The sequence below is a fragment of the Bradyrhizobium sp. HKCCYLS3070 genome (assembly GCF_051167575.1).
Taxonomy (GTDB): domain Bacteria; phylum Pseudomonadota; class Alphaproteobacteria; order Rhizobiales; family Xanthobacteraceae; genus Bradyrhizobium.
Genome location: NZ_JBNPTI010000004.1, coordinates 365,004 through 377,969, shown reverse-complemented (window position 1 = coordinate 377,969; position 12,966 = coordinate 365,004). Strand labels below are relative to the sequence as shown.

General features: G+C 65.6%; 12 protein-coding genes. 9 read left to right on the top strand and 3 right to left on the bottom strand.

Annotation, left to right across the window (positions count from 1 at the left end; all coding sequences use genetic code 11):
* Nucleotide 1: 1 nt before the first annotated feature.
* The gene (locus tag ACQR03_RS16795) at nucleotides 2–1,321 is read left to right on the top strand and encodes a TRAP transporter large permease (RefSeq protein ID WP_315713755.1); all 1,320 of its coding nucleotides are present in this window, start codon (nucleotides 2–4) and stop codon (nucleotides 1,319–1,321) included.
* Nucleotides 1,321–1,800, top strand: a complete 480-nt coding sequence (locus ACQR03_RS16790; RefSeq protein WP_434841740.1) for a DUF3237 domain-containing protein — start codon at nucleotides 1,321–1,323, stop codon at nucleotides 1,798–1,800. Before ACQR03_RS16795 ends, ACQR03_RS16790 begins: the two co-directional genes overlap by 1 nt.
* 371 nt (nucleotides 1,801–2,171) lie before the next feature.
* Here ACQR03_RS16790 and ACQR03_RS16785 read toward each other — a convergent pair whose 3' ends face one another.
* Nucleotides 2,172–2,498 (bottom strand): hypothetical protein, encoded by a 327-nt coding sequence (locus ACQR03_RS16785; RefSeq protein ID WP_316172686.1) that lies wholly within the window; start codon nucleotides 2,496–2,498, stop codon nucleotides 2,172–2,174.
* A gap of 253 nt (nucleotides 2,499–2,751) precedes the next feature.
* Here ACQR03_RS16785 and ACQR03_RS16780 point away from each other — a divergent pair, with 253 nt between their 5' ends.
* The 7 genes from ACQR03_RS16780 to ACQR03_RS16750 all read left to right on the top strand — a co-directional run bounded on the left by ACQR03_RS16780 (nucleotide 2,752) and on the right by ACQR03_RS16750 (nucleotide 10,445).
* Entirely contained in the window at nucleotides 2,752–3,276 is a 525-nt protein-coding gene (locus ACQR03_RS16780) for a hypothetical protein (RefSeq protein ID WP_316172685.1), read from the top strand.
* A gap of 730 nt (nucleotides 3,277–4,006) precedes the next feature.
* Nucleotides 4,007–4,810 carry a crotonase/enoyl-CoA hydratase family protein gene (locus tag ACQR03_RS16775; RefSeq protein WP_434841739.1) on the top strand — a complete coding sequence of 268 codons (804 nt, stop codon included), beginning with the start codon at nucleotides 4,007–4,009 and terminating at the stop codon, nucleotides 4,808–4,810.
* A gap of 1 nt (nucleotide 4,811) precedes the next feature.
* Nucleotides 4,812–6,713, top strand: a complete 1,902-nt coding sequence (locus ACQR03_RS16770; protein WP_434841738.1) for a feruloyl-CoA synthase — start codon at nucleotides 4,812–4,814, stop codon at nucleotides 6,711–6,713.
* 26 nt (nucleotides 6,714–6,739) lie between these two features.
* Complete coding sequence (locus ACQR03_RS16765; RefSeq protein WP_315825944.1) at nucleotides 6,740–7,504, top strand: SDR family NAD(P)-dependent oxidoreductase; 765 nt, start codon at nucleotides 6,740–6,742, stop codon at nucleotides 7,502–7,504.
* A gap of 258 nt (nucleotides 7,505–7,762) precedes the next feature.
* The gene (locus ACQR03_RS16760) at nucleotides 7,763–8,182 is read left to right on the top strand and encodes an acyl-CoA thioesterase (protein WP_315825945.1); all 420 of its coding nucleotides are present in this window, start codon (nucleotides 7,763–7,765) and stop codon (nucleotides 8,180–8,182) included.
* 214 nt (nucleotides 8,183–8,396) lie between these two features.
* Nucleotides 8,397–9,542 (top strand): ABC transporter substrate-binding protein, encoded by a 1,146-nt coding sequence (locus ACQR03_RS16755; RefSeq protein ID WP_315713761.1) that lies wholly within the window; start codon nucleotides 8,397–8,399, stop codon nucleotides 9,540–9,542.
* A gap of 96 nt (nucleotides 9,543–9,638) precedes the next feature.
* Complete coding sequence (locus tag ACQR03_RS16750; RefSeq protein ID WP_316201487.1) at nucleotides 9,639–10,445, top strand: shikimate dehydrogenase family protein; 807 nt, start codon at nucleotides 9,639–9,641, stop codon at nucleotides 10,443–10,445.
* A gap of 29 nt (nucleotides 10,446–10,474) precedes the next feature.
* On the opposite strand, the gene ACQR03_RS16745 is transcribed toward ACQR03_RS16750, so the two are convergent.
* Nucleotides 10,475–11,200: an ABC transporter ATP-binding protein gene (locus ACQR03_RS16745; protein ID WP_315713763.1), complete on the bottom strand. Its 726-nt coding sequence runs from the start codon at nucleotides 11,198–11,200 to the stop codon at nucleotides 10,475–10,477.
* Entirely contained in the window at nucleotides 11,197–12,966 is a 1,770-nt protein-coding gene (locus tag ACQR03_RS16740; protein ID WP_315825947.1) for a branched-chain amino acid ABC transporter ATP-binding protein/permease, read from the bottom strand. The genes ACQR03_RS16745 and ACQR03_RS16740 overlap by 4 nt, the downstream gene beginning before the upstream one ends.

Sequence of the window (12,966 nt, the reverse complement as noted above, 5' to 3'; positions counted from 1 at the left end):
CATGAGCACGGATGCGGTTGCCGTCATCGGCTTCGTTGCGCTGTTTGCGCTGATGCTGCTGCGCGTGCCGGTGGGCATGGCGATGGGACTCGTCGGCGTGTCCGGCTTCGCCTATCTCGTCAACGGTACGGCGGCGCTGAAGCTGGTCGGCCAGACCTCGATGCGCACGGTCACGGACTACACGTTCGGCGTGATCCCGATGTTCCTGCTGATGGGAACGTTCGTGTCCAACTCGGGCATGAGCCGCGAGCTGTTCCGCGCCGCCAACGGCTTCGTCGGCCATCTGCGCGGCGGGCTCGGCATCGCCACGGTGGCGGCCTGCGGCGGCTTCGCCGCGATCTGCGGCTCGTCGGTGGCGACCGCCGCGACCTTCTCGGCCGTGGCCTATCCGGAGATGCGCCGCTTCGGCTATCCGCAATCCTTCGCCACCGGCGTCATCGCCGCTGGCGGCACCTTGGGCGCGATGCTGCCGCCGTCGACCGTGCTCGCCGTCTACGGCATCATCACCGAGCAGGACATCGGCAAGCTGTTCATCGCCGGCATCATCCCCGGCCTCTTGGCGATGACCATGTACATGATCACCATCACGGTGATCGGCCGTGTCAGGCCGGATTTCCTGCCCAGGGGCGAGGCGCCGCCGTGGCGCGAGCGCATCGCGGGCCTGAAGGGCATCTGGGCGCCGGTGCTGCTGTTCCTGTTCGTGATCGGCGGTCTCTATGGTCTTCCGTTCCTGCCGCGCTTCACGCCGACGGAAGCCGGCGGCGTCGGCGCCACCGGCGCGTTCCTGATCGGCGTGTTCACCGGCCGGCTGAACAAGGAGAAGATCCTGGCTTCGCTGCTGCAGGCGACGCGCACCGCGGCGGCCGTGTTCACGGTGCTGATCGGCGCCTTGATCTTCGGCTACTTCCTGACGGTGACGCAGACGCCACAGAAGGTGACGGAGTTCCTCACCGGTCTCGGTCTCGGGCCCTACGGGGTGCTGGCGCTGATCATGGTGATGTATCTCGTCCTCGGCTGCCTGATGGACGCGATGGCGATGATCATCCTGACCGTGCCGATCATCTTCCCGGTGATCTCGCATCTCGGCTTCGATCCGATCTGGTTCGGCGTCATCATCGTGATGACCGTCGAGCTTGGCCTGATCCATCCCCCCGTCGGCATGAACGTGTTCGTGATCAAGAGCGTGGTGAAGGACGTGTCGTTCTCGACCATCTTCAAGGGCGTGCTGCCGTTCGTCGCGACCGACCTGATCCGGCTGGTGATCCTGATCGCCTTCCCGCTGCTCGCCACCTGGCTGCCGCAACAGATGATGGCCCGCTGATGACGACTCCGATCCTCGAGACCCGCTACGTCTTCACCCTCACCGTGATGATCGGCGACGTCACCAGTGCCGGCGAGACCGGCATCGGCGTGCGCCGGATCATCCCGATCCATGGCGGCGAGATGAAGGGCCCCGGCCGCGCCGGTGAGGGCATCAGCGGCAGGATCTGCAACTTCGGCGCCGACTTCCAGATCATCCGCCCCAACGAGCTGATCGACCTCGAGGCCAAATACGCCTTCGAGACCGACGACGGCGCGACCATCTACGTCGAGAACCGCGGCATCCGCTTCGGGCCGGTCGACTTGCTGCAGAAGCTCAAGCGCGGCGAGCCGGTGGACCCCAGGCTGATCTACTTCCGCACCCACCCGCGCTTCGAGACCGGCCACGAGAAGTATCGCTGGCTGATGGAGCACGTCTTCATAGGCTCCGCCGCCCGCCACGCCGATCGCGTCCTCATCGACGTGCATGTGGTGCTGTAGGCCCGGCTGCCTGCGACAAACTCCGTCATTGCGAGCGCAGCGAAGCAATCCAGAATCCCACCCGAGCCTTGGATGGCGTCGTCGCTGCGTTCCTCGCAATGACGGTATGCCGCGAGATGTCGCTCCAATCACCGCCGTCGTCCCTGCGGACGCAGGGACCCATAACCACTGGCTTCAATGGGACGATGACTGGCAGTTATGCTTCACCGATAAATTCCGCGGTATGGGTCCCTGCGTCCGCAGGGACGACAGCGGAATTTGTGGCCGCGGGCGGTCGCCACAAACGACGGCGGAGCTTGGAGCAGCGCCGTCCGGACGCCCCGGCGTTCAGCAAGACAACCGGGACGCCCGAATTCCTGTGAGGTTGACGACTAGTCCTCGTCGTCCCAGCTCGACGTCCGGCCGTAGCCGTCGTGGTCGCAAGGGCGGTAGTGGCGAGCCGGCACGTAACGGTAGCGCTCGTAACCGTAGCCGTCATACGCCGCGTCGCGGTAGTGGGATCGGTAGACCGGCGCGGGCTCATAGGCTTGCGCGTCCGACGCCAGCGCACCACCGATGAGAGCTCCGACCACCAGGCCGCCGATGAGCGCCGCGTTGCGGCCATCATGCGCCTGAGCGGGCGCCGCGCCGGCGAACAGGGTTGCGGTCACGGCGAGCGCGGCAACGCCGCCGGCGAGAGATGTCTTCAGCGAAACCATGGTCCCCTCCATTGCGAAGTGTGGTGACGGTCAACGTTCTACAGCGCGTGCTTTGAAGCCACGCTGAATGCGACGTTGCCGGCCGTTCACTTTTGACATCGCGTTGCTGCAGCATGAGGACTGCGGAGCGGTGGGCCGCGATAAGCGGTCTTCCGCCTGGACATCCGGAATCGGCATCCACGCGACCTGGGCAGGCGGACGACATCGTCGGAGCGAGATGCTATAAGAACGATCTCAATCGGCGGGTCGCGCGATGCAAGACGAAATCTGGTGGGAGGGGCCCTTATGCGTCACGCACCCAATCAATGGACGACGCATCATCGGGACCTGTGACGACGGGCAATGGCGCTGGGCCGTCTATATCAATGGACCCGCGTGGGAAGATGAGCGCATATCCGTCTTATTCCATGCAGGCGGGTCGGTCGAGATGGCAAGGAAGCTTGCAACTGAACTCGGCCCGAAGCGCGACTGTGATGAACAACAGTCGGCCGCTGAGATGCTCAGGCAGATCAAAGGCCCCCCTAGTCTCCTCGAGCAGTTTCTGACGGATGAATGCACACCCCATGTGAAGGATCTTTTGACGCGCGCAATGGCCGAGGCTTCGGCATCTCGATGGCACTTCGAGTTCAATCGCTTTGAACTGTCCCTCCAGGCCGATGGAGAGTCGGTTCTGATCGTGGACGTTCTGGACTCGTCCGAGGCGGGCGAGCAGCGGGTCACGACGCAGCAACTCTTGCAAGACTTGGCACGGTGTCGCGCGGCGGCGGCCAGAAGCTGATCTACTGCGCTCGCGATCGAACGGAGCGACGGATCGCGAATCCGACGCAGTGCGAACGGCCGCTATGGCTGAGTTCGATTCTGCAAAAAAGAAAAGGCCTTGCGTATTTTCAGAATTTGTGATCTTATCTCCGCCATCCCGTCCCAAGCCGAGGGGCGTAGCGCGCGATCGTCACGACACGCGGGGCGGGGAGCGGTGGCCGCGATCATGTCGCAGCGTGTCTTCGGGCGCGCGGACGAACGATGTGACGCGGACGTGAAGTCGCAGCGTCCTGACACCCCGTTGCCGGTGTTACGTTCGCGATGGCGCCAACGCGCCGCGTGGATCATGGTGGCCAACAAGCCGGTGCACCAGGGAGACTGCGTATAAGCGTGAAGACCATCGCGCAGGGAAGGCCGGGCGTTCCCGGCTGCACCTGTGGTACCTGCCGCCTGCATTTTTTCAGCAGGCGGGCCGCAGGCGTCAGCCGGCGCCTGGCCTTCCCTGCGCCCTCTGCATTTGAGGGTGAACGTGATCAGCAAGCCCCGGGCGCGAATCCGCCGCGGGAACGCCGCATCATGTCATTTGCCTTTGTGCTGACGCGCCTTACGATGCGACATGCGCCGCCCCCGCATCGTTCATTCCGGCGCCGTTCGTTTCGCATTGCACAATACGATCTCGGCCACCGCTTATTGACTCCTGCCGAGATCGTTATAAAACATAACTATTCTGAACAGGACACAATCAAGCGATGGGAAACGCCGACACCGCCACGCCAGCGGGCGATCCGTCTCTGCTGCAGATCGAACAGCAGGGCGCCGTCCTGACGATCGGGCTCAACCGCCCGGCCAAGCGCAACGCGCTGAATGACGGCATCATCCTCGCCATCGGCGAGTGCTTCACCAGCCTGCCTGACGGCGTCCGCTGCATCGTGATCCACGGGATCGGCGACAATTTCTCCTCCGGCCTCGATCTCTCCGAGCTGCGCGAACGTGACGCCACCGAAGGCCTGGTGCACTCGCAGATGTGGCATCGCGTGTTCGACCGCATCCAGTATTGCCGCGTGCCGGTGATCGCCGCATTGAAGGGGGCCGTCATCGGCGGCGGTCTCGAGCTCGCCTGCGCCGCGCATATCCGTGTTGCCGAGCCGTCGGCTTACTTCGCGCTGCCCGAGGGCCAGCGCGGCATCTTCGTCGGCGGCGGCGGCTCGGTGCGGCTGCCGCGCCTGATCGGCGTCGCCCGCATGATGGACATGATGCTGACCGGCCGGGTCTATTCGGCGACCGAAGGCTCGTCCTACGGCTTCGCGCAATATCTGGTCGAGGCCGGCGCCTCGATGACCAAGGCGATGGAGCTGGCGGCGAAGATCGCGAACAACGCGCCGCTGACGAATTTCGCGGTGCTGCAGGCGCTGCCGATGATCGCCGAGGCCAATCCGCAGACCGGCCTGCTGATGGAATCGCTGATGGCCACCGTCGCGCAGAGCGACAAGGAGGCCAAGAATCGCATCCGCGCCTTCCTCGATCACAAGACCGCCAAAGTGAAGCCGACGTGACATGACCGCACAAACAATAACAAGCACACAGGGAGGAACGGACGACACGGCGCGCCGCGCCAGTGTTCATCCGTTGCGCGCGATCTCGTTCAACGACCCGGTCGTCACGGTCGACCGCCGAGACGACGGCACCATCTATCTCCGTCCGAAGCAGCCGCTCGGCGACTATCCGCCGCGGATCACCGACCGGCTGCATCACTTCGCCAAAGCCACGCCCGAGCGCGTGTTCATGGCCGAGCGCGTTGGCCCGGAGGGCTGGCGCGAGCTGAGCTATGCCACGCTGCTGGCGGCGAGCCGGCACATCGCGTCCGGGCTGCTCGCGCGCGGGCTGTCGCCAGACCGGCCGGTCATGATCCTGTCGGGCAATTCGATCGACCATGCGCTGGTCGCGTTCGGCGCGCTCTATGCCGGCGTGCCGTTCTGTCCGGTGTCGCCGGCCTATTCGCTGGTGTCGCGCGACTACGGCAAGCTCGCCTACCTGATGAAGCTGCTGACGCCGGGCCTCGTCTTCGTCGACGACGCCGACAAGTTCGCCGACGCGCTCATCGCCAACGTGCCCGAGGGCACCGAGATCGTGGCGTCGTTCGGCTCGGTGCCGGGCCGCAAGATCACGATGCTCGCCGATCTGATCGCATCGCCGCTGTTTCCTGGCCTCGACGCCGCCCATGACAAGATCGGCCCGGACACGATCGCGAAATTCCTGCTGACCTCGGGCTCGACCGGCAATCCGAAGGCCGTGATCAACACCCAGCGCATGATCTGCGCCAATCAGGTGATGATCCGCGAGACGCTCGCCTTCCTCAAGGACGAGCCGCCTGTGATCATCGACTGGCTGCCCTGGAATCACACATTCGGCGGCAACCACAACATCGGCCTGACCCTGTTCAACGGCGGCTCGATGTATCTCGACCAGGGCAAGCCGGTGCCCGGCGGCATCGAGGAGACCGTGCGAAACCTGCGCGAGATCTCGCCGACGGTCTATTTCAACGTCCCCAAGGGCTACGAGTCGCTGCTGCCCTATTTCCGCGAGGACCCGGCGCTGCGGAAGTCCTTCTTCCAGCGGCTGCACGCGATGTTCTTCTCCGGTGCCGCACTGGCGCCGCATGTCTGGAACGAGCTCGACGAGCTCTCGGTGGCCGAGACGGGCACTCGCGTGCCGATGCTGACGGGCCTCGGCTCCACCGAGACCGCGCCGTTCTTCATGTCGGTCAATCCGCGCACCAGCCGCTCCGGCCATGTCGGCCTGCCGGTCTCCGGCAACGAGGCCAAGCTCGTTCCCAACAACGGCAAGATGGAAGTGCGCGCCAAGGGGCCGAACGTGACGCCGGGCTATTGGCGCCTGCCGGAGGTCTCGGCCGCGGCCTTTGATGACGAAGGCTACTACAAGATGGGCGACGCGCTGAAGCCCGTCGATCCCGACGACTTCAATGCCGGCTTCGACTTTGACGGCCGTGTTGCCGAGGACTTCAAGCTGGCGAGCGGCACCTGGGTTTCCGTCGGCCCGTTGCGGGCCCGCTTCGTGGCTGCGTGCGCGCCGCTGGCGCGCGACGTGATCATCGCCGGCATCAACCGCGACGAGATCGCCGCAATCGTCGTGCTCGATCTCGATGGTTGCCGCCTGATCAACGCGACCTTGCCGTTCGACGACCTCGCCGCCACGGCGGCTGATCCGCTGATCATCGAGGCCTTCCGTCAGCGCTTCGCAAAATTCCTGCAGACCGCGACCGGCTCGTCGACGCGCATCACGCGCGCCGTCCTGCTCGGCGAGCCGCTGTCGATCGACAAGGGCGAGGTCACCGACAAGGGATCGATCAACCAGCGCGCCGTGCTGGAGAACCGCAAGGACCTGATCGAACGCATCTACGCCGCGACGCCGGACGACGACATCATCATCGCCGGCTGATCGACGCATCCAAGGGAGAAACGACAATGTTGTTGAAGGACCAGGCCGCCATCGTCACCGGCGGCGCCTCCGGCCTCGGGGCCGCCACCGCCCGCAAGCTCGCTGCGCAGGGCGCCAAGGTCGCGGTGTTCGATCTCAATGCCAAGCTGGCGGAGGAGGTCGCGGCCGAGATCAAGGGCGTGCCGGTGGTCTGCGACGTCTCGGACGCCGCCGGCGCGGAAGCGGCCGTTGCCAAGGCCGTCGAGGCGCTCGGCCAGCAGCCGCGCGTGCTGGTGAACTGTGCCGGCATCGGCGTCGCCAAGCGCGTCGTCGGACGTGACGGCCCGATGCCGCTGGCCGATTTCGAGAAGGTCATCAAGGTCAACCTGATCGGCTCGTTCAACATGCTGCGTCTGGTCACCAACGGCATGACCAAGCTGGAGCCGCAGGCGACCGGCGAGCGCGGCGTCGTCATCAACACCGCGTCCGTCGCCGCCTATGACGGCCAGATCGGACAGTCGGCCTATTCGGCCTCCAAGGGCGGCATCGTCGGCATGACCCTGCCGATCGCGCGCGAGCTCGCGCAGTTCGGCATCCGCGTGCTGACCATTGCGCCGGGCCTGTTCCTGACGCCGCTGCTCGCCAACCTGCCGCAGGAGGCCCAGGACTCGCTCGCCGCCGCGATCCCGTTCCCCCGCCGTCTGGGTCATGCCGATGAGTTCGCCGCGCTGGCGCTGCACATGGTCGAGAACGCCTACCTCAACGGCGAGGTCGTCCGCCTCGACGGCTCGCTGCGCATGGCGCCGAAGTAAGTGCCGCGCGCCGACGTCCACGTGGTTGTCATTCCGGGACGACGCGCCAGCGTCGGGCCCGGAATCCATTCGGCGTCTAGCACTGCTGAGAGATGGATTCCGGGCTCGCGCTCCGCGCGCCCCGGAATGACGACGTAGAGAAACGGAGGGTGGGCAAAGCGTAGCGTGCCCACCGCCGCTGAAAATGGTGGGCTCGGCGCTGCGCGCCGTTGCCCACTCTCCAGATCGCTATCGGCGATGGTGTGAGGCTTTCAAGACATGTTCGTTCACCGCCGCGACGTGCAGATCCAGTGGGGCGACTGCGATCCCGCCAACATCGTCTACTACCCGCGCTATTTCGCGATGTTCGATGATGCGACCTCGGTGATGTTCGAGGCGGCCGGGTTCTCCAAGCAGGACATCGTCCGCCGCTACGGCCTGGTCGGCATCCCCATGGTCGACACCCGCGCCAAGTTCTACATCCCCTCGACCTATGGCGACTGGATCACGATCGAGAGCCGGATCGAGAGCATCAAGCGCTCGTCCTTCGACGTCACCCACAAGGTGTTCAAGGGTGAGGCGCTGGCCATCGAAGGGTTCGAGACCCGGGTGCTGGTCGGGCGCGATCCGGCCGACCCGGACAAGCTGAAATCGGCACCTTTCCCGGAGGAGATGCGAGCCAAGTTTCTCGGGGAATGAGGCGCGGAAATGGGTGCGACATGCGGCCGTCTTAAGGATGTTCAGCTGTCGTGCTTTGGTCGACTGGTGAGGAGTGATCTTCTCGTGTTCAATGCTATGATCACGTTTGGACACATATCGGCCGGTCGTGTTGGAAGATGCCCCAGACGGGGGCGCGACTGCAAACAGGATCGGCGGATCACGAGCTGAACCGAAAAGATTGAGGGAGGATTTTATGAGGAAGGCCTATCTGGCGGCGGCTGGCGTCATCGCGATGCTGGCATCAGCGCCGGCGCTGGCGCAGACCAGCGAGATCACCATCGGCATCACCACGACGACGACGGGGCCGGGCGCGGCGCTCGGCATCCCCGAGCGCAATGCGCTCGAGTTCGTGCCGAAGGAGATCGGCGGCGTGCCGCTCAAGGTGATCGTGCTCGACGACGGCGGCGATCCGACCACGGCCACGACCAACGCCCGTCGCTTCGTGACGGAATCGAAGGCCGATATCATCATGGGCTCGGCGCTGACGCCGCCGACCATCGCGGTGTCCAACGTCGCCAACGAGGCCGGCATTCCGCATTTCGGCCTGGCGCCGTTCCCGGTCACGCCGGAGCGGATGAAATGGTCGGTTGTGATGCCGCAGCCGGTGCCGATCATGGGCAAGGTGCTGTACGAGCACATGAAGGCGCACAACATCAAGACCGTCGGCTATATCGGCTACTCCGACTCCTACGGCGACCTCTGGTTCAACGATCTGAAGAATCAGGCTGTGCCGATGGGCATCACCATCGCCGACGAGGAACGCTTTGCGCGTCCCGACACCTCGGTCACCGGCCAGGTGCTGAAGCTGGTCGCCGCCAATCCGGACGCCATCCTGGTCGGCGCCTCCGGCACCGCCGCGGCGCTGCCGCAGACCGAGCTGCGCGAGCGTGGCTACACCGGCCTGATCTATCAGACCCATGGCGCCGCGAGCATGGACTTCATCCGCATCGCCGGCAAGGCGGCGGAGGGTGTGATCATGGCGTCAGGTCCGGTGATGTCGCCGGAGACGCAGGACGACAGCGCGCTGACCAAGAAGCCGGGCATGGAGCTGAACAAGGCGTATGAGGGCAAGTATGGCCCGAACAGCCGCAGCCAGTTCGCCGGCCATTCGTTCGACGCGTTCGAGATCCTCAAGCGCATCATCCCGGTGGCGCTGAAGACCGCCAAGCCCGGCACGCCGGAGTTCCGCGAGGCCATCCGCCAGGCGCTGCTGACCGAGAAGGACCTGGCGGCCTCGCAGGGCGTCTACAACTTCACCGAAAAGGACCGCTCCGGCCTCGACGACCGCGCCCGCATCATCCTGACGGTGAAGGATGGCAAATACGTCCCGGCGAAGTAACCGGACGGACGATATCTTCGAGTGAGGAAGGCCGGCTCGGTGAGCCGGCCTTTCGGCCATTTGGACGATGATCTTTGTCGTTTTGGAAGCCCCACCATGATTCCCGCCCCCAGCGGAGCCACGCGGCTCCACATCATCATCGGCGATCCCGTCGCGCAGGTGCGCGCGCCGGCCGGCGTCAGCCAGGCGTTCTCGGAGCGCGGCAGCGATGCGATCCTGGTTGCGGTCCAAGTCGCGCCGGGTGACCTGACTGACTTCCTGGCGACGATGACACGGGTGAAGAATCTCGACGGCATCGTCGCGACCATCCCGCACAAATTCGCCTGCTACCGCGCCTGTGCGACGGCCACCGAGCGCGCGCATTTCATCGGCGCCGTGAATCTGATGCGGCGTGGTCCTGACGGCCGTTGGCATGGCGACATGGTCGACGGCCTTGGCTTCATCGGCGCTGCGAAGGGGGCGAGCTTCGATCCTGCAGGCTGCCGCGTGCTACAGATTGGCGCGGGCGGTGCGGGCTCGGCAATCGCTTTGGCGCTGATCGATTCCGGCGTGCGCGAGCTTGCCATTCACGACAGCGATGCCGGACGCCGCGATGTGCTGATCGCGCGCCTCAACGAGCGGGGCAAAGGCCGCGCCTTTGTCGGCTCGATGAACGCAACAGGCTTCGACATGGTTGCCAACGTCACGCCGGCAGGCATGCAGCCCGGCGATCCTCTGCCGGTCGACATGACGACCGTCAGCCCGTCGGCCTATTGCGGCTGTGTCATCACCCGGCCCGAGGTCTCGCCCTTCATCGCCGCTGCGCGCCAGCGCGGCTGCCTGACGGCGACCGGCACCGACATGTACCGGGCGCTGGAGCGCGTGATGGTCGATTTCCTGCTGTCGAAGGAGGCGCCCTCCTGAAGCAGCGCCTCACCCCATCGACATCAGGCTCAGCTCGCAGCCGCCTCGGCAAAGCCGAGATAGCTCGCCGCTACGCGCTCGTCGGTGGCGATCTCGCTGGCCTTGCCGTTGAGCACGAACTCGCCGAGCTCCATGACATAGGCGCGGTCGGCGACCTTGAGCGCGGCCTTGGCGTTCTGCTCGACCAGCAGCACCGAGACGCCTTCCTGGCGCAGCTTGGCGACGATTTCGAAGATGCCGGCGACGATGATCGGCGCCAGGCCAAGGCTGGGCTCGTCCAGCATCAGCATCTTTGGCGCGCCCATCAGCGCGCGCCCCATCGCCAGCATCTGCTGCTCGCCGCCGGAGAGCGTGCCGGCGAGCTGCTTGCGCCGCTCCTTGAGCTTCGGAAACAGCGTGTAGACGTGCTCGAAGCCGCGTGCGGCGTGGGCCTTCGACATTCTGAAAGCGCCGAGCTGCAGATTGTCCTCGACGTTCATGGTGGCGAACAGCTCGCGATGCTCCGGCACCAGACAGAGACCGCGCGCGACGCGGTCCTCGATCTCCAGCCGGGCCATGTCCTCGCCCAGGAAGGAGACGCGACCCTTCAGCGGAAACACGCCCATGATGGCACTGAGCAGCGTGGTCTTGCCGGCGCCATTGGCGCCGATGATGGTGACGATCTCGTTCTCGGCCACGGTGAGCGAGACCGAGCGGACCGCCTCGACCTTGCCGTAGGAGACATGGGCGTCGGTGACTTCCAGCAGCGTGCTCATGCGGTGGCTCCGAGATACGCCTTGATGACCTCCGGATTGGTCTTGATCGCGGCAGGTGTGCCCTCGGCGATCTTGGTGCCGAAATCGAGCACCACGATGCGGTCGGCGAGGTCCATGACAAATCCCATGTCGTGTTCGACCAGCAGCACCGACATGCCGCCGGCGCGGAGGTCGCGCAGCAGCGCGCCGAGGCGCTGCTTCTCCATGTGGCGCAGGCCGGCGGCCGGCTCGTCGAGCAGCAGCAGCATCGGATCCACGCACAGCGCGCGGGCGATCTCGACGATGCGCTGCTGGCCGAGAGACAACGAGCCGGCAAGCTGGTGCATCTGGTCGCCGAGCCCGACGCGCTCGATCTGCCGCGCGGCTTCCGCGAGCAGCTTGGCTTCGTCGCCGCGATCGAGCCGGAACATGCTCGTGAGCGCGTTGGAATGGCCGCGCAGATGCGCGCCGATCGCGACGTTCTCGAGCACCGTCATGTCCGGCACCAGCTTGACGTGCTGGAAGGTACGGGAAATGCCGAGCTTGACGACGTCCTGCGGCGGGGCGTTGCCGACGGCCTTGCCGAGCACCGAGATGTTGCCGGAGGTCGGCGGCAGCACGCCGGTGATCAGGTTGAAGGTCGTGCTCTTGCCGGCGCCGTTCGGGCCGATCAGCGCGACGATCTCGCGGGACTGGACATCGAACGAGACGTTGTTGACCGCGACCACGCCGCCGAACTGCTTACGCGCGTTGTCGACCTGGAGCAGCACGTTTGGAGTCGTCGCAGATCGCTCCCGCGCCGGCAGTTTGACCGACGTGTCCGGCTGCTTGGCAACCGGCTTGAAAGGCAGCCGCGCCGTCAGCCACGGCCACAGGCCGGTCGGGGCGAGCTGGAGAAGCGTGACGAGGAGAATGCCGAACACGATGGTCTCGAGTTGGCCCTCGCCATGCAGCAGCAGCGGGAGGTAGCTTTGCAGCACCTCTTTCAGCACGACGACGATCGCCGCGCCGAGCACGCCGCCCCAGACATAGCCGGCGCCGCCGACCACGGCGACGAACAGATATTCGATTCCGGCCTGGGCGCCGAACGGCGTCGGGTTGACGGCGCGGGTGAAGTGCGCATAGAGCCAGCCCGAGAGGCCGGCGAGCACGGCGGCGTAGATGAACACCAGCAGCTTGGCGCGAGGTGCATAGACGCCGAACGCTTCCGCCGCGATGTGGCCGCGGCGCAGCGCGCGAATGGCGCGGCCGGTGCGGGAGTCCAGCAGGTTCATCGTCAACAGTGCGGAGATCAGAACGGCGGCCCAGATCGCGAAATAGATCGTGCCGGGATCGAGCATCTTGAGGCTGCCGATCGACAGCGGCGGGATGCCGGAGATGCCGTCGTTGCGACCGAGGAAGGCGAGCTTGCTGAACAGATAGAACAGGCCGAGGCCCCAGGCGAGCGTGCCGAGCGGCAGATAGTGGCCGGACAGCCTGACCGTGACGAGGCCGAGCAGAACGGCGGCGAGGCCCGACACCAGCAGCGACAGCGGCAGGGTCAGCCACGGCGATACGCCGTAATTGGCCGACAGCACCGCAGTGGTGTAGGCGCCGAAGCCGACAAAAGCGGCCTGGCCGAACGAGGTCAGACCGCCGACGCCGGTCAGCAGCACCAGCCCCATCGCGACCAGCGCCGACAGGCCGATATTGTCGAGCAGCACGATCCAGAACGGCGGCATGCCCGGGATGAACGGGATCGCCGCGACGATGACGGCAAAGATGATGAGAGGCCAACGCTCGCGCAC